28 protein-coding genes are annotated in these 15587 nt (G+C 58.3%); all 28 read right to left on the reverse strand.

Annotated elements, in window-relative coordinates; all coding sequences use genetic code 11:
- The gene (locus MDG893_RS10670; protein WP_007153794.1) at nucleotides 1–468 is read right to left on the reverse strand and encodes a prolipoprotein diacylglyceryl transferase; all 468 of its coding nucleotides are present in this window, start codon (nucleotides 466–468) and stop codon (nucleotides 1–3) included.
- Nucleotides 469–480: 12 nt separating this feature from the next.
- Nucleotides 481–828: a head-tail connector protein gene (locus MDG893_RS10675; RefSeq protein ID WP_007153795.1), complete on the reverse strand. Its 348-nt coding sequence runs from the start codon at nucleotides 826–828 to the stop codon at nucleotides 481–483.
- A 45-nt stretch (nucleotides 829–873) separates the two neighbouring features.
- Nucleotides 874–2100 (reverse strand): phage major capsid protein, encoded by a 1227-nt coding sequence (locus tag MDG893_RS10680; protein WP_007153796.1) that lies wholly within the window; start codon nucleotides 2098–2100, stop codon nucleotides 874–876.
- 32 nt (nucleotides 2101–2132) lie between these two features.
- The gene (locus MDG893_RS10685; protein WP_007153797.1) at nucleotides 2133–2735 is read right to left on the reverse strand and encodes an HK97 family phage prohead protease; all 603 of its coding nucleotides are present in this window, start codon (nucleotides 2733–2735) and stop codon (nucleotides 2133–2135) included.
- Nucleotides 2732–3970, reverse strand: coding sequence for a phage portal protein (locus MDG893_RS10690; protein ID WP_007153798.1), 1239 nt, complete (start codon nucleotides 3968–3970; stop codon nucleotides 2732–2734). Before MDG893_RS10690 ends, MDG893_RS10685 begins: the two co-directional genes overlap by 4 nt.
- Nucleotides 3971–3979: 9 nt before the next feature.
- Nucleotides 3980–4177 carry a hypothetical protein gene (locus MDG893_RS10695; protein ID WP_007153799.1) on the reverse strand — a complete coding sequence of 66 codons (198 nt, stop codon included), beginning with the start codon at nucleotides 4175–4177 and terminating at the stop codon, nucleotides 3980–3982.
- On the reverse strand, nucleotides 4178–5896 hold the full coding sequence (locus tag MDG893_RS10700) for a terminase large subunit (protein WP_007153800.1): 1719 nt from the start codon (nucleotides 5894–5896) through the stop codon (nucleotides 4178–4180).
- A 3-nt stretch (nucleotides 5897–5899) separates the two neighbouring features.
- Nucleotides 5900–6352: a phage terminase small subunit P27 family gene (locus MDG893_RS10705; protein WP_007153801.1), complete on the reverse strand. Its 453-nt coding sequence runs from the start codon at nucleotides 6350–6352 to the stop codon at nucleotides 5900–5902.
- An 86-nt stretch (nucleotides 6353–6438) separates the two neighbouring features.
- Complete coding sequence (locus tag MDG893_RS10710; RefSeq protein ID WP_007153802.1) at nucleotides 6439–6819, reverse strand: HNH endonuclease; 381 nt, start codon at nucleotides 6817–6819, stop codon at nucleotides 6439–6441.
- Nucleotides 6810–6983, reverse strand: coding sequence for a hypothetical protein (locus tag MDG893_RS20935; protein WP_007153803.1), 174 nt, complete (start codon nucleotides 6981–6983; stop codon nucleotides 6810–6812). The genes MDG893_RS10710 and MDG893_RS20935 overlap by 10 nt, the downstream gene beginning before the upstream one ends.
- Nucleotides 6984–7091: 108 nt before the next feature.
- Nucleotides 7092–7475, reverse strand: a complete 384-nt coding sequence (locus MDG893_RS10715; RefSeq protein ID WP_007153804.1) for a hypothetical protein — start codon at nucleotides 7473–7475, stop codon at nucleotides 7092–7094.
- Nucleotides 7472–7714: a hypothetical protein gene (locus MDG893_RS10720; RefSeq protein WP_007153805.1), complete on the reverse strand. Its 243-nt coding sequence runs from the start codon at nucleotides 7712–7714 to the stop codon at nucleotides 7472–7474. The genes MDG893_RS10715 and MDG893_RS10720 overlap by 4 nt, the downstream gene beginning before the upstream one ends.
- On the reverse strand, nucleotides 7704–7982 hold the full coding sequence (locus tag MDG893_RS10725) for a hypothetical protein (protein ID WP_007153806.1): 279 nt from the start codon (nucleotides 7980–7982) through the stop codon (nucleotides 7704–7706). The genes MDG893_RS10720 and MDG893_RS10725 overlap by 11 nt, the downstream gene beginning before the upstream one ends.
- On the reverse strand, nucleotides 7975–8403 hold the full coding sequence (locus MDG893_RS10730; protein ID WP_208855193.1) for a glycoside hydrolase family protein: 429 nt from the start codon (nucleotides 8401–8403) through the stop codon (nucleotides 7975–7977). The genes MDG893_RS10725 and MDG893_RS10730 overlap by 8 nt, the downstream gene beginning before the upstream one ends.
- Before the next feature lie 153 nt (nucleotides 8404–8556).
- A complete protein-coding gene (locus tag MDG893_RS10735) occupies nucleotides 8557–9069 on the reverse strand; it encodes a hypothetical protein (protein ID WP_007153808.1) in 513 nt (170 codons plus the stop codon).
- Between the two features lie 24 nt (nucleotides 9070–9093).
- Entirely contained in the window at nucleotides 9094–9633 is a 540-nt protein-coding gene (locus MDG893_RS10740; protein ID WP_007153809.1) for a deoxynucleotide monophosphate kinase family protein, read from the reverse strand.
- A complete protein-coding gene (locus MDG893_RS20945) occupies nucleotides 9630–9794 on the reverse strand; it encodes a hypothetical protein (RefSeq protein WP_157132816.1) in 165 nt (54 codons plus the stop codon). The genes MDG893_RS10740 and MDG893_RS20945 overlap by 4 nt, the downstream gene beginning before the upstream one ends.
- Nucleotides 9791–9997 carry a hypothetical protein gene (locus MDG893_RS10745; RefSeq protein WP_007153810.1) on the reverse strand — a complete coding sequence of 69 codons (207 nt, stop codon included), beginning with the start codon at nucleotides 9995–9997 and terminating at the stop codon, nucleotides 9791–9793. The genes MDG893_RS20945 and MDG893_RS10745 overlap by 4 nt, the downstream gene beginning before the upstream one ends.
- A complete protein-coding gene (locus MDG893_RS10750; RefSeq protein ID WP_007153811.1) occupies nucleotides 9994–10326 on the reverse strand; it encodes a nuclease domain-containing protein in 333 nt (110 codons plus the stop codon). The genes MDG893_RS10745 and MDG893_RS10750 overlap by 4 nt, the downstream gene beginning before the upstream one ends.
- 2 nt (nucleotides 10327–10328) lie before the next feature.
- Complete coding sequence (locus MDG893_RS10755) at nucleotides 10329–10625, reverse strand: hypothetical protein (RefSeq protein WP_007153812.1); 297 nt, start codon at nucleotides 10623–10625, stop codon at nucleotides 10329–10331.
- 2 nt (nucleotides 10626–10627) lie between these two features.
- A complete protein-coding gene (locus MDG893_RS10760) occupies nucleotides 10628–10957 on the reverse strand; it encodes a hypothetical protein (RefSeq protein ID WP_007153813.1) in 330 nt (109 codons plus the stop codon).
- Nucleotides 10954–11271, reverse strand: coding sequence for a hypothetical protein (locus MDG893_RS10765; protein WP_007153815.1), 318 nt, complete (start codon nucleotides 11269–11271; stop codon nucleotides 10954–10956). Before MDG893_RS10765 ends, MDG893_RS10760 begins: the two co-directional genes overlap by 4 nt.
- Nucleotides 11272–11321: 50 nt before the next feature.
- A complete protein-coding gene (locus MDG893_RS10770) occupies nucleotides 11322–11996 on the reverse strand; it encodes a DUF6475 domain-containing protein (RefSeq protein ID WP_007153816.1) in 675 nt (224 codons plus the stop codon).
- Entirely contained in the window at nucleotides 11983–12951 is a 969-nt protein-coding gene (locus tag MDG893_RS10775) for a hypothetical protein (RefSeq protein ID WP_007153817.1), read from the reverse strand. Before MDG893_RS10775 ends, MDG893_RS10770 begins: the two co-directional genes overlap by 14 nt.
- A 3-nt stretch (nucleotides 12952–12954) precedes the next feature.
- Nucleotides 12955–13698 carry a Rha family transcriptional regulator gene (locus MDG893_RS10780; protein WP_007153818.1) on the reverse strand — a complete coding sequence of 248 codons (744 nt, stop codon included), beginning with the start codon at nucleotides 13696–13698 and terminating at the stop codon, nucleotides 12955–12957.
- Between the two features lie 157 nt (nucleotides 13699–13855).
- Nucleotides 13856–14281: a hypothetical protein gene (locus tag MDG893_RS10785; RefSeq protein WP_007153819.1), complete on the reverse strand. Its 426-nt coding sequence runs from the start codon at nucleotides 14279–14281 to the stop codon at nucleotides 13856–13858.
- A 147-nt stretch (nucleotides 14282–14428) separates the two neighbouring features.
- On the reverse strand, nucleotides 14429–14629 hold the full coding sequence (locus tag MDG893_RS10790; protein WP_007153820.1) for a hypothetical protein: 201 nt from the start codon (nucleotides 14627–14629) through the stop codon (nucleotides 14429–14431).
- A gap of 92 nt (nucleotides 14630–14721) precedes the next feature.
- A complete protein-coding gene (locus MDG893_RS10795) occupies nucleotides 14722–15051 on the reverse strand; it encodes a hypothetical protein (protein WP_157132817.1) in 330 nt (109 codons plus the stop codon).
- Between the last annotated feature and the right edge of the window lie 536 nt (nucleotides 15052–15587).

Consider the following 15587-nt stretch of genomic DNA (forward strand, 5'->3'; position numbering starts at 1 on the left):
TCACTCTACCCGGCCGTATTTCTTCAGGCGCTCGTACTCGCCGCGAGTCATACGCATGGTTTCGCCAGCTTCCTTGCAGATTCCGCCACGGCAGTGCCGGGTTTTAAGGATGGCGTCGACCATACCTCCAGTGGTTTTGGCGCTGGATTTCTTCGATGGCTCGCCGGCTTTTCCGCTGGAATCCTTTCCCTTATCGTCAGCTGTGCCCGCTTCCGAATTGGCCTCCGGCTGGGCTGTGGCATCAGACTGATCCGGGCTTTCGGTTCCGTCCTCAGACGGTGATCCAGCTTCAGGCTGCTCGAGCTTTTCCGGGTCAGCCTCCGGTTGGTTGTTGGCTTCAGGTTGATCCGGGCTTCCGGTTTCAGGTGCAGACTGCGCGGCGGTATCAGGCTGCTCAACCTTTTCCGAATTGGCCTCAGGCTGGGTTGTGGCTTTCGCCTGCTGGGTTTTATTGGATTTCCGTGCCATGAGGTTGTCCTCTTAAGCAAAGTGGAAGTGGCGGTAAGGGCTGATCAGGGCCTCTACGGCCATCGGCAATTCCGATGTAATGGTTCCGACAACGACGCTTTCCCGGTTGGTGTACCAGTGCCCGATCAGCAGAAGCATTGCAGTTGTGATGTCGTCATCCAGAACCAGGGCGTCTTCGTCGGTTACCTCGTCGGTCTCAGGATCCTTGGGGATCTCATTCGCCGTTGCATACAGATTACGGCCGGTATGGTTCTCGACCATGCGTTGCGCAGCGGTTGAGTAGGTTTCGAGGAGCGCGTCCTCTTCGGTTTCGTCCAGCTCGAGCCGGACGTGCTGCTTGATAATATCCAGCTCGAGCATGGTTGCTCCTTCAAGTTAAGGGCCGCCAGCAGGCGGCCCAGTGGATCAGGTAGCAGCGCCTTGCAACGCCTTGATCGCTGCCGCGTCCTGCAGTACACAATCAAAGCGGTGGAAGGCGAGGAAGCCGGTCTGGTCGAACTCGGCGTAACGCTCTACCAGGCGCTTCAGGACCATATATCGCACGCGGCGAATCACGAACTGGTTGAAGTCGCCGCCATACATGAATTTATTGTTCACGCCGATATCGGCGATACCCTGGTCGATGAAGTAAGGCACGTTCAGGATGGTTGCCGGAGCTGCACCAGACACAGCTGGCAACCAGAGCGGGCGACCTTGGAGGTCTTCCATCTCGGTCATCATTTTCAACGTGTTGTCGTTGAGGCCAAGTCGGAAGTTCGCAGCCCGGCGATAAGCCGGATCGATGCTGTGAATCAGAGCGTTCACTTCCTGCCAGGTGAACTCACTGGAGCTCGCGGCAGTAGTGGTTGCAGTTACTGAAGTTTCCAGACCGCTCGGCTGCTCGGGAGTGCCGGCGCCAGTTCCTTGAACCAGATATCTCGCTTCACCGCGGCCCAGGCGCTGACCGATCCGGCCGGCAAGGAATGCCTGAATGTTAATGCCGCTGTCGTTCAACAGCTCGTTGGAAACGCGAATGACTTTAGAGCTGAGCTTCTTCGCGCCCAGGTTTTCCATGCCAAACGCCACGTCACCCTCTGTCGCGGCGGTGTTCTCGCCAAGAAGCTCGCCCTCTTCAGCAGTTCCGTCACTGGTTGGCCACTCGATCGGCTGACCATTCTCGGTGTTCAGGATCTGCGCCACGCTGGCCAGTCCGCCGTAGTCCTTCATGGACTCGTAGATCATGTTAAGCATTTCGGTCGGCACCGTGTATCCGCCTTTTTCGTCGGGAGAGGTGCCTTGGGCACGCATCTCCCTCAGAACCTGGCGCTGCTCGGCACTGATCTCCTGCATACCCTGACGCAGGAACGCGTCGAAGGCTTGAGCACGCTGCTCGTCAATGGATTCACCGCCACGTTCTTCGCGTTCCTGACCTTCACGATGCTCTTCCTCATGCTCTTCAACGAAACGTTGATCAGCATCGCGAAGCTCTTCTTCGCGTTTGATCTGAGCGTCGAACCCGTCGAGCTTCTGTTTCATTTCACTCCACTGACTGCGCTGTTCGTCAGTCCAGGTGGTGTCGCCGATATTGTCATGCAGGTTGCGCATGTTCCGGGCGACTTCGTTGTAAGCTTGCTTCAGTTCATGAAGTTTCATGGTGTTCAGCCCTCCGGGGCGATGTTTTGGTTTCAGGCGTGGATGAGTTCAAGGAAGCGCTCGCGGGCGCGGCGCTGATTTACAGCTCGCTGGGCCAGATCTTGAATCTCGGCACAACGGGCTTCGAGGGAGCGCTTAGCAGCGCCCGCATCCGGATAAGCCGGGTAGGTCACCGGCGACACATCGAGCAGGCGACTAAAACGCTGGATGGTGCGCACGATCAGGCCGTCCTCCTCTTCCCGCCACTCGTCGCCATCGGGAGCGACGCGAAAAGCGAAACTCGATCCGGTAATGTCCCCGCGGGTCAGTGGCGCCAGAACCAGGTCCCGGACGGACTGGGTGTCTGGCGGGTTGATCTCATACCGCAACCCCTCGGCGTCCACCGAGAGTTCCAGTGTTCCGCTGCGGGTGCGGCCCAGCACGAAGTTGGGGTCGTGGTTGAACAGGGCACGAACATCGTCACCCAGCACGTCATCAAAGGCGCCCGGGGCGATCTCTTCTTTGAACATGCCCAGGATCATGTCGCTGCGCTTATTGAATACGGCGCCATGTCCAATGATGCGGGCCGGTTGGCCTTCCTCGTTTTCTTCGGCACGCACCTCACACAGAAGGGCGCGCTTCTCTACTTCGCTCATGAGGTGGTTCCCTCGTCGTCGTTGGGGTTCTCGTTCAGCGCGCTGAGCGGCTGGGCGTTGACGCTGACAAGCATCTGATCAAGGCCGTCCCGGGGATTCATGTCCTCGAGCACGCGGGCTTCGTTGCGATCCATCCAGCCGTCGTTTATTGCGGCGTGGTAGAACTCTGCCCGCTCTTTGGCGGTACCGCGGAGCAGGCCGGCGAGGTTGAACTTGCAGTAATAGCCCGCAGCGCGTTCGGCCCTGGTGAACACGCGACGGTTAATCTCCTGCTCCCAGTTCACAACCCAGGGCATCATGGTGTGGCGGACGAACTGGATGGCCTGCTCACTGATGTTGGAGAACGTGGCCTTGTCCAGATCGTTGATCATGTGGGCTGGCACATTGAAGATGCCGGCCACCTCTGAGCGGTTAAGCTTGCGGGTTTCCAGGAACTGGGCATCTTCGGGCGGAATGGTGATCGACTTGTAGTCGAGATCCGCCGGAAGCATCAGAGTCTTGTTATCGCTCGACTTCAGCTTTGATACAGCGTTATTCCAGGCAGTCTTCAGCCGCTCCCAACTATCCTTTTGCAGGTCATTCTTTACGCTCACCAAGCCCGTAGGCCGACCGCCACCGGTGAAGAAGTCCTTGCCATATCGTTGGGCCGCCAGCCCCAGGCCGATCGTTTCAGCGTGCTGGCGTATCAGGCTTTTCCCGGTGCGGCCATCGGAGCCCAGGGCGCGGACGTGAATCATGTCCTCGAGGGCAATAGCCCGGCTGCCCTCGTCTTCGTCGTTATTCGCGTACAACCACCGGTTGCCGTTCTTGACCAGCTGGGTTTGCCAGGGTCTGCGGGTGACCAGTTCGCGAAGCTCCCCGCTGGGTCTGCGTATGGTCTGGGTGTATCCGTTTCCCCAGCCAAGAACATGGGCCTGCTTTGTCTCCCGCCACTTGTAGCTCGTCTGCCACTCGTTAGGCTCGTCGTGAAGAAGCCAGTACGCCGGGTGATCCTTGGCGGCCTCGATGTTGTCGCCCCTCTTGCGCATCACGTGCAGGGGCAGCTGGCCGAGTGATGAGCCCAGCACGTAGATACAGGAATACACGGCCGAGAGCGTCATCGCAGACTGGTTGTTAACATCAATGCCGATGTTGGTATCGAAGTATTCCGCCAGGTTCTGGCCCGTCAGCGGAGTGCTGGGATCCTCCAAGGAGGAGCGAGACGCCGGGGGAGAGAAAAGACTGTCAATGAGCATGCTCTCTCCTTATGGCCGCTTCGGCGGATTTTTGGGGTCTGGTGGAGATGGATTCCGCTTTGCAGCGCGGGCAGCAAATAGAGCCATCACCAGCAACAAGCCACCAGCACAAATCAGGGCATCAGCGAGGCCAAATCGCAGGTAAAGGCCATAGTTCAGCAACCCGAAACCGAGAAGGCCCAGGATGTCCAGAAGGATATTGCGCATTCACATCACCAAGATGTCGTCGTCGGAAAGGGTATCGAGCACGCTCTCGCCCACCTGTGCGGCCGCCAGCGCTCGGCCAATGGCCATGATCAAAGCCACCGCGCCATCGATCTTGTTGTGATCGCCCTGCTTGATCGGGCGCACCACGTCGTCATTGCCGGGAAGGAACTTGCCAACCACGTTTCCCACGCACCAGGTCATGATCGGATTGCCGTCATGGTGGAAGCGGCCGGAGACGATCGCCGCCTCGAGCTCCTTCATGGGGTCCGACATGTTGGTGTAGTTCTGGACGATCGTGATCGGGTTCAGGCCTTCGTCGTCCAGCTGGTGCGAAAGGTTGGTCGCGCCGTGCGGATCGATCGGTGATTCTTGCGCCGGTGTTTCCAGGTTGGCTTCCTTGGCGCATTCCAGGATTTCCCGGTAATCCACCTCGCTGCCGTCAGTCGCGTCCAGGTGCTTGGACTCAATCCAGCCCTGGTAACGTTCACTGAGTCGCCGGTCCTCGCCGTCGAAGGCGGTGTCCTCCGGTACCCAGAAACGGGGGCTGACGCAGTAGTAGTGCGTCTTGCCGTCAATAACCTTCTTGAACAGGCGGGCCATGCTGTTCATGTCCAGCTTGCGGGCCAGGTCGAAAGCAAGGATGCAGTCTTCACCCCGGAACTGGTCGATGGTCAGCGACCGGTCCTCGCACTTCTTCCAGTCCTCCATGTTGAAGAACCCCTCTTTCGAGGAGACCCACACATTGAGGTGCTTGGTCTTGTACTTGTTCGCCAGGCGGGCCCTGGCGACTGCCTTGTCGCGCTGGCTTTTCAGGTAATCGAGCTTTACCGAAACCCCGGCGTTGGGGTTGGCCTTGAGAATGGCCTCGTCGGTGGTCCAGTCGTCGCCGGCGTCGATCGTGTAGATGATCGCGAATAGCTCGTCGTCCTGGCTGGTTCCCTCCAGCATCTCGATCGCCCGCTCGCGCATCTCGTAACACGGGCCGGCGATATCGAATCCCGCCGTCGTGATAACCCACATCAGGGGCTGCGATCGGGCACCCATGCCGGTGATCATCGTGTCGTAGAGTCGTGAGTCCGGGTGCTCGTGGTACTCATCCACGATCGACATCGAGGGGCTCGAGCCGTCACCCGGGTCACCGATCACCGGTTCGAATACGCTCCCATCGGTGCGTTCGAGCTTCTTTGCCCAGGGCACGATGCCGAAACGCTTACGCAGGTTGGGCAGCTTCCGGGCCATCTTAAGGGCAGGGCGGAACACCTCCCAGGCCTGCTTCTCGCTGGTGGCACCGCAGAACACTTCGGCACCGTATTCGTTATCGGCACAGAAGGAATACAGGCCGGCGCCGGCCACCTTGATGGACTTGCCGTTCTTCCTGGGAACCTCTTCGTAGACTTCACGGAAGCGGCGGAAGCCGTCCTTCTTCCGGACCCAGCCAAACACCATGGCGAAGCTGAACAGCTGCCAGGGTTCAAGCTTTATTCTCTGGTTGCCTCGGGCCCACTCGCCTTTGGTGTGGGGCAGAAGCTGGACGAACTTGCAGGCCCGCTCTGCCTTGTCCCGGTCAAATCGGTACGGGTAGCTCTTGGCCTTCGCGGCTTTCAGGTTGTTGAGGTGGCGGGCGCAAGCCGCCTTCACGTAGCTGCAGGCCACGATCCGGCCACCTACCACATCGCGGGCGTACTTCTGCGCCGCGTTCACATTAGGGTAGGTACTCATAGATCAGTCGAACTCGTCGAATTCGTTGACCCCGCTATCTCCGTTGCCATTGCTTCCACCAGCCCCCAGCATCCTAAGGCGGGTAAGCGGATCCAGTCCCAGCAGCGAGCCGGTGCGGGTCAGCTGGGCTATACAGTCGTTACGCACTCCCACGAATGGTGACTTCTTGATACTGCCGTCAGAGGTCGGCACCACCAGACCCTGTTCCGCGATCTCCTGCTCGGCTTGGAGCATGTAGGCGAATGAGTTGCAGTAAGCCACCAGTAGGGGTGCATCTTCGAGCTCGAAGGTCCCGCGCTGAATCAGGATCTTGGATTGCGTCTTCCAGATCCGGACGGCCATGTCGTCGATCAGTTCATCGGGTGGCGCGATGCGAGTCAGCGAGCTTTTGTGCTGACTCTGAGTCTTCTGCTTACGTCCTCCGCCGGAGGCTCGAACCGGTGCTGCGTTGGTCATCGGGCCTCTCTGGAAAAAGTTCGTTATTTCTCACGCAAAAAAAAGTGACTGAGGGCGCGGTGTCCGCTGGGCAGGGTGGCAGAAATTTACCCACCCCCGGGGCCTCCGGCGTCCCGCTCGCGGGCCCTCAGAGCCTCCCGCTGGGTCTTGACCTGGTGGCAGGGGTGGCAGGTGGACTCAAGGTTGCTGGCGACCGTGGGGCCGCCCTCAGCCTCAGGGATAACGTGGTCGACCTCAGTCGCCGGCGTCACCAATCGCGCTCGCTTGCATGGCTGGCACAGGTAGCGATCACGTTGCATCACCTGTTCCCGCAGCCGGCGCCATGGCCGGCCACCTCTGCCCCTGCCTGCCCGGCCTCGCGTCCAGCTCTTGGCCTGGTCAGCGTGCTCCTCGCAATAGCCGTGCTTCTCCCTTGTGGTCTGGTGGCATAGCTTTGACCTGCAGGGCTTGGCCGTCCTCAGCGGCATGGAGCGCCATCGAGATAGGTATCAGGCGCCTGGTCTTCCTCATCCAACCCTTCGGCCTCTGCCATTGCCTGAACCAGCGCTGCGTTGCTGCTGGCCAGTCGATTGATGGCATCTGTCTGCTGGCGGATAGCCTCGATGAGCTCAGTAACCTGGTGATCGTTCACTCGTATGCCTCAAGGATTGCGTCCACTAAGCCATGCTGGCGGATCCGGCACTCGTGGTACTGGTTACCCCATTCGCTCATAGTCAGTACAACGTCCTGGCCAGTGCCGTCAGTCAGCGGGGGTAGTGTTTTGGGAACCTTCGTCATCAGGCTTTCCGGGGGCTTCACCATTGGCGATTGAACGAAGCAGCCCGAAAGCATCACCGCCAGGAGGAATACACACGTTGCGGAATACAGGCTTTTGAATCTCACGAATGATGCCCCTGTCGATGATGCGTTCATTGGCCTTCAGCCCTTTCAGCTGGTCCTCGACGGTACGCGCGACTTGACCCATGTCAGAGCGGATCTCGTCGGCCAGTGCCTTCTGAGCCTCCATGGCCGCCAGGTCCTTGCTGTCCTCAAACCAGCCTCTCGCCATCCAGCCGGAATAGCCGATAGCCAGGATGGCCACAGCAACAACGGCCAGCTTTACTTTCGGCCCGAATGGAATCATTGCTTCACCTTGCCCGCCCAGGCCTCGGCGATGTTGTTGCCGAAGTAACTGATGATGAGGGTTGCGCTTATGCCATAGGACCAGCCGATAACCACACCCATGGCCTGTATTATCCCGGGCCGGTGGTACTCGAGGGCGATCCAGAGAACCGTCTGAACCAGGGCCCAGCACATACCCGAGTAGTAGCCGCGCCGGCGGTGCTTCCACCACCGGCCTGGGTCAGGGTGTTCATCGGCCACTGGATTCACTCTCGATGAGCCGGTCCAGCTTGCTATTGATGAGCCGGAGATCGGTCTTGAGGTCGTCGAACTTCTTCTCTGTTCGGTCCTGCTCGGCCATGTTCAGCTGCTGCATGTGGCGATAGCTCAACTCAAGGTTGCTGATGCGAGTGTTCTGCTCCGCCAGGAACCAGAGCCCGCCAATCAGCAAGACGCCGGTAGTGACGATGTGGATCAGATCGACGCCCTTGTTTATGTGCCATCCGCGACGGTCGGACACTTCATCCATCCTGCGCACTCCCGGTGCGCATAATGAAGGCAAGCTCAACGGCCCGATCTCCAACCTGCTTGGCCCACTTCGAGGAAAGCATCTCCCGTGCCGCTGACTGCCAATCCTGATTGGCGATGGCTGCCCACATGTTCTTGAAGCCCATCAGGCCCCTGAAGCCGAGATTGAACGCCATGTTGGCCAGCACCGCCTGACGGATCGGATCGAGACCCTGATACTCGTCCACGGTGTTGAGCTGGCGCTCTACCTGGTCGATATCGTTATCCAGCATGAAATCGGCTTCGTCACGACTGATTCCTACGTCTTCCAGGTTGCGTCCATAACCGACCGTAAGCTTTCCAACGGTGTCGAGGTACGGCTTGAGGCGGAGCCCTTCATGGCGTTCCAGCTGTGTTCTGAGCAGTTGGCGATTCATAGGCATAAAAAAGCCCGCTCGGAGGCGGGCGTATCAGGCGGTTTATGGACAGGCAATAAAAAAACCGCCAGCTCTGGGAGGAGGGCGGTTTCTTTCGAGGTCATTTTGACCAGTTAGCAAATAGTGTATCTGCTGGACCCCTGATGTCAACATCTAGTGTTAGGCAGCTTCCTTTTCCCGGTAACCCATCATCAATTGCAGCTGTGAATAGCCCTTTGTCACTCGCCGCTGGAAAACCTTCGCGGTGCACCCAAGGAGCTGGCCGCAAGCAGCGTCATTCCAGCGGATCTCAAGTCGCTGTTCGGTGAATGGGTCAATGGCCACCTTGGTCCGGCCTCTATAGAATCGATCAACACAAAGCGCCTCTACCTGCTTCTGGGATATTCTGGCCATACGACTTAACCGGTCATAGGCCCGGGCGAATTCCTCAGGGACGTGACGGAATCGGATCTTCTCCAGTTTGTCCGCCAGCATGCAGAAACCGCTGAACCCGGATCCGGACGGCGGTCTTCCCTCGAAGTCAGCCCACATACCCATGATGCTCCGGCCCTGGTGCGCGATCTGGTCTATCGTGTCCAGTCCCTGCAGGTAGGCAATGAAGCGGTCAACTTCTCTTTCGGCTGCTTCCCTGGCGCGGCGCTGATTTGGCGTTTTTCTGTTTTGCTCTGCCATTGAACCCATCCTCTATCCAATCTCTTACTTTGTTGCCCAAAGCACGAAGCGCCTCAGATCACTCAGGCTGCCGTTGTTGCATATCCTGGTGTCGCCACGCTTCCATTCGACACCAGCCTCTGAAACGTGCCCCTCGATCTCCTGAGCGCCTTTTCGTTCGATGTGGATAAGCAGGCCGCCGTTATCCCGAATGAATGCCGCCTCATCCTCAAATCGCACGTCAGGGACAATCATTCCTCCGTGAAATGTTCCGTCTGTCGCCGCCTTGATCGCCTCCCATTTCTGCTGAGCCAGAACCACCCATAGGTCGGAGCGGATAATATCTCGCCCCCATTCGGTACCCAGGGTTTGCAGGATTCGCCGTGGACTGACGCCGAGCTCTGGGACAACCTGCTCTTTCAGGTCACCGTTCACATGCTCATCTGTCAGCCCAAGCATAACCTTGACACCCTCTTTCATGGGGTCGGCAAAGCTATACTTGATGAGCCCTCGCTGTTCGATCAACACTCTGGCTGCCGTGTCCTTGCCACTCCTGGCCTTTCCCGTGATTCCAATAAGCTTCATCGAGTGATCCCCCAAACAATCAAAGTCAGCCCGGTCGCAATCACGCCGGCAATGGTCGAAACGCAGAGCGCGAAACAGTAATGGCTCCAGCGCCTGCGCGGCTGCAAAGTGAAAGCGAGCGTCAGCAGGAAGACGAGGCCGGGAATGTCGAACCAGTTCACTCGGCCTCCAGGTGTGCGCGTAACACCTTCTTGAATTCGTCGTAGCCCTGTGCGTACTTGTACTTTTTGTCGAGCGCCACTCCGAGCCCATAAAGGACGTCATCAATTAGCGTTTCGGCCCGGTAGGCCTCGTAACTGTGTTGCTGGCTGTAGGTGTTCATGTATTCCTGTAGGTAGGCCACGGCGGCCTTGATGTCGCTCACGCAGCCCCCTTGATGCTGAAGATATTCTTCTCGAAAAGAGCCCGCCAGGTGCGTATCTGGGCCCTCCGGAAATACCACTCTTTGTGCTCCCGCTCCATGGCCGGCCACTTGGCCCGGCCGTCGATGACGCTGTGACACGCATCGCAGGCAAAGCAGGCCGACAGATCGTCACTCTTTCGGGCGATCCCGTGGCTTTCATCAGGCAGGTGAGCCAGAACAGTGGTTGACCAGTCCCCGCTGCAGACGCCAACGATCTGCAGGGTGCACGGTTGCCCGCGAGCCGCGTCCCGGATCTTCTTCGAGTGTATTGGTGTGGTCTTCTGCAGCATTCCTACACCACCATGAACGTGTCGCGGTTAATGTCGTTGGGCTCAACGCCCCACTGAACCCATTTCCCCTGTAGCTTTTCAAGTGGCCGCCAACCTTCAGAGGTCACCTCAACTAGACGGCACTCAAAGTCACAGCTTGGGAGCCAGTCATTGCCTTCGCGCAGCTCTGAAGGCACAGATGGTTTTGTGAACGATCCGGGTTCGACAGGGCGAATCATGATAAAGAACCCCATTTTTACAGGGATTAGGAGTTTGCTACCGTTTCCCGAGATCACCTCAAGTGCTTCTTCCAAGTTCATAGTCAGTCCCCGTGATACTTCATACCCATGGGGCCATGGCCTCGCCCTTCTCCATAGCCACGACCGTTACTATCTCCCTTCATGTCCGCCAGCTGACGCTTGAGCTGGCGGTTATCCTGCATTGCCTTGGCCAGCCATAGCCTCAACTGCAACACCAGGTCATCCACCGCCAGCGCGGCACCGGTCTCCTTGTCCACCACTCCGCCAGCGTTGCAGTCAGGGCAGGGCATTTCGTGGAACAGGCCGCTCGTTACACCCTGGCCGTGGCATCCGGGGCACTTTGCCAGGGGCCGGAGCTGCTGGCGGAGCGATGGGCCAGAACGCCTCTTCACGCAGCAGCTCCCTGATTCTTCCGCTTGTGCCTGGGATCCTCCCAGCCCGCCAACTCCAGTTCGAGATCCAGGGCCTCAACGCTTATATCGTAGTGACGGCGCAGATAGACCTTGCTCAGATTCGGGAGCTGGCTGTCGATGCGCGATCGCTCGGCCACACACTGGCGGATCAGTTCCTGGTCATCCTCATCGAGCACGGCCACCGGAAGGTGCTCACGAACTCGCTTGATGGTGGCGACACCACAGGCAAACTTGCCAGCCAGTCGTTTGTCGGAGAGCTCTTCAGATTCGGCACGGAGACTTGCGCCACTCATATACTCCTTGGCGGCCTGGCGGGCCCGAGTTTTCGAAAGACGGTTTCCGCTCACGCAACACCCCCAAGACGTTTAACCTGATTGTCGATGGCAGATTCCAGATACTCCTGGGTGCCTTGCTGGCGGATCTTTGCAACACCCTGCTCACCGCCGCCCTGGTAAACAAGACGGGCCCGCTCAGGATCGCCAATCATCACCGGCTCATTCTTTGACCTGCCCCGCATGAACGAATCGTGCTGGCTGTTCTCATGCTCACAGGTGCCAATCAGCTTCCGTGGGAAGGTCTCTGGAGGCTGGACCGTGAAGCCCTGGTAAAGCTTCAAAAAGTTGTTCCGGAGAAATGGGTATTCCTTCTCTTCAGTCAGGGAGATCTTCTGCCAGCCACCCAGGCGGTCAATCGCGGCGTGAATCTTGGGATCATCGAAGACGACGGTGCGGTAGTTCCCCACACAGCGGATGGCGCGATCAACCTTTGCCCATGCCTCGCCACTGGTAGTTTGGCTGCTGCCCTGGATCAGACGGACGATGTCTGCTGGCTTCGGCGGGTATTGTCCGGTATCGGGGTTTGTGAGGTGACGGCAAAGTGCCTTCTCGATATCTTCAATGGGGAAAGCGATGAGCGCTTGGAAAACCATGTAAACCACGCGGGGCTCCGGTTTTCTGCCGTAAACCTCATGCGCCTCAGCCCAAAGCCGGTCGAATTCTTCCATGTCATTGGTGTTCATAGGTAACTCCTGATTGGCCTGCGGTGCGTTGCTGGTGAATCCTCTGAAGCTCTGCGTTCCGATCGTCACGGGATTCTGCTGCCGGCTTCCGGCGCTCAGTCTTGCGCTGCATCGCCAGCTGGGACCACTTGTCGCGGAGTTTGTCAGGGCACTGGACAACCGTAGTCCAGAAACTGTGATCCCGGCACCATGCGTACAGGGCCCTGATGTGCCTGAGCTCACGCTTGTCCTGTTCGCGCATCAGACGGATCGTGTTTGCCCACCGTGAGTAGTTCGGTGCCTTGGGGCGATCCTCCCCCAGCTGGTCCGCCAGCGTGTCGTACATCCAGACCGCAAGGTCTAGATCCTCCTGCGTTCCCCAGAATCGTCCATTCTCGATGGCCGCTCCTGGCCTGGGGGGTTTGTCACCGGATCCGGGAGTTGTTTCTTTGGACGGGGGGCTGGTTGCGTCCGGCCGGTCAGGTCCGGACATCTTTTCTGCCGTAGTCTCTGAGGTAGTCTCTGAAGTAATCTCTGTAATAGATTGGCTCTTTCCGCCATCACAGTCTGTCGGGTTCGTACATTCTTGATTGGCGCTTTCCGCCATACTGGTTGCACGTTTCGTACATTCTTGATTGGCGGAATCCGCCATTCTGGAAGAAAGCTTTGATAGTGCGGCTTCCAGCGCTTCTACGTTCACTCGGAAGAAAAGCCGGGCGGGTACACCTTTACGCTCCTCTTCCAGGAAGCTGGCGGTTTCCAGCCGTTTCCGGGCTGTCTCTTGCTCCCTGCGAGTCATGCCCGTTTCAACCTCCCAATCGGCCTGGCTCTTGTAGAACCAGCCTTCCTTATCCGAGGTGCGGCCATGCCAGTAAACACACTGGGAAAGCATCAGGGCACCTGTTATGCCCACCCCCAGCTCTACGAATGCGCGCTGGAAGGCAATAGGCCTGTCGAATAGCTCTATCGATCCCATGGCTTAAGCGGCCCCCTGCCATGATTTATCGTGAGTGAACTGGCCATCCCAGCTGCTCTTCATCGGTAACTGCCTTTCGAGGTAAAGCTTGTGCATGTGGATTGCTCCCTTTCGGAGCAGAACGGGAGTACACCGGACCATGACCTGGCCGCTGCTGCGGGGGACATTGCTCTGGCGTTCAGTGAGGAACCGGTCCCGGGCGTAGGACGCGACCCGCCAGCCTCCGGTGAAGTCCTGGTAAAGCCAGCCCCGCTGGGATAACGCCTGGCATACCTTCTGGCAGTTCACACCGTTCAACCGCTTGGCGAACTCGGTTGGGGTCATGCCATCAACGAATAGGTTCTCCAAGCTTTCGATCTGGGCAGCCTGCTGCTGATTGGCCAGGGCTAGCTGCTCGTTCTTCTCGGCCATCTCGGCGGCGAGCCGGAGTGACTCGGAAAGGGTCTGCGGGATTCGGTTGCTGCCTGCCTCCAGTTCCTGCCAGCGATCGACTACAGCCGCGGTGAACTCAGGAGACAGTCGAGCAACCAGAACGAGGGAATCCCTCTTGTTGAATCGATACTCCTGGTAGGCGTTGCCGCGGTGCTCAAAATCTAACCCCTCCAATGGAGAGGTTAAAATATGATCAGCGGCCAATCGTTCGGCGGAGCGCTTTACATTGTCGTGCCGACTACCAGTGAGCTCCGCTATTTCCCGACTGCTCATGGTCACCGGGGCGGTGTTGCTGCTTAATATCAGATCAGTCATAATCATTTCCTCTACTGATTACCCGGCGAGGTGTTCCAGCACCGCTTGAGCCGGGTTTTCTTTTTCTGGTTTTTTGCTTCCCTTCCCTTATCCAACACTCGCTCATGTCAAAAATTGGAGTTTTCTTGGATCCCTTTCGCTTACGGCATCCGAAAAATTAGGAAGCGCTTCCGATATCCGGCGCTTTGCTGGTAACAACCACCCGAACCTGACCCATGTGCACAACTTCGTCACGATGCAGGAACGGGTGCGTCCGGAAGTGCCGGTCATCGATGTTCAGCGCATCCGCCAGCCCGTCCCGACCAGACTTGAAGGCCGCTATGATGTTGTCGTCATCCCGCGCCCGACGATTGGGCGGGTAGAAATCCAGGAACACGTGAATGTCTCCGCCAGCCTTAACCAAGTCCTGCAGGGCGCCGGTGTCATGCCCGCTCTTCTGGATAGCCTCGATTGACGCAAGCTTGCAGGTGTAGCGGTACATATCCGCGGCCCTGGCTTTCTTTGACCAGTGCCCCCGAGAATTCGGGTTCAGCGCCGGTAAGGGCCACGGGAGGAGGATTTCGAGTTTCTCTGGCTCTGGCATTGCTTGCTCCGTCTGCGTAATTCGAAAACTGTCTTAACGTGACATGTCACGTTTTCTTTCAACTTGTCCGGGCATTCCGCCAGCCTGGCCTTTCTCTCTTCCCGATCGGCGCCGGCAGCCACATAGGCGTTCCACTCGCCAAGCGAATCAGAGCGGGGTGAGTTCATTTCCCTTCACAACAAAATCGAGGGTTTCACCGTTCTCGTGCGCTGGGTGAATGATGAAATGGACGCCGTCCTCCCGTTCCTGGCCGATGTCGACAACGAAGGTGAGGGGAATCTCAACTTCCTTTTTGCTTACCGGGCTGATGCCCTTCTTCTTCTTTCTCAGCAGTTCTTCCAGGGTCATTCGACTGCATCCCAAGTTGGTGTGTTTCGAATCCGAAGAAAGGGCCTGACTTGCAAGCCCTTTCCGGCTTCGTGCTCGTCAGAGCAATTCGCTTAACTGGTCGTAGGACCGCGTATACCGATGCCGGACAAGCCAGCTACACCCCCGGGCAGCACTTCTTTTTCATGGCCAGTGACAGCAGTCGAAACGGTTGCCTTCGCGATCACCCCGCCGGGTGACTCTGGCAATCGGCCCGGCGCGACCATGGCGGCGGTTACTTCACCCAGGTCGCAAACCGTGACCACACCAATGGATTGCTCCATCGGATCAAGCTGCAAGGCATGTTCTTCAACCGCCTCTGCAGCGACTGGCATTGACGCCAGCGAGCACAACGCGACTACCGCAGATGACAGAACGAGAATTCGAGCTCTCGTGCGTACCATTGGTTTTCCTCGTCGTTGATTGCCGGGCTTTAAGGCGGGCCCGGAGTCGCCTACAAGTTCGCAACCATCGTTGCTTGATGCGGGCCGGTCGCTGGCCGGCATTGCCTCGGGCACTGTGCAGCCTTGTGAGTGAGGCAATCCCCTGCACTGAGTCGCTTGATTCCGCATCCGAGGAGGGCTCTACCTGACGCGACAGATTGGGGACCTGCCAGGTCATCCTTGGCTTTGGGAGCAGAGCCCTCCCGGATACGGCCTGTCTTTCCAGGCTGTCAGCACGATCGACTGGGGCGGAGGTAGTGGTGTCCTTTGCCTCGTGCTGCTGGCGTTCTATCGCCGGGACCCTGTCCCCGGCTGCAATGTCGGCACCTCGGCGATCTTCTGCCTGGCCAGCTTTACCGGCTGCTTCTGGTAGCGCTGCAGCTCGCGCCTGCATCAAACCCTGTACACATATCCACTACTGGAAAACCGGGTAACAACTGAATTCCAGAGTGGTTTAATGGGAACCATCAGGCGGCCTCGGGCGGATCCAGAACCGA

It is taken from the genome of Marinobacter algicola DG893 (assembly GCF_000170835.1).
Taxonomy (GTDB): domain Bacteria; phylum Pseudomonadota; class Gammaproteobacteria; order Pseudomonadales; family Oleiphilaceae; genus Marinobacter; species Marinobacter algicola.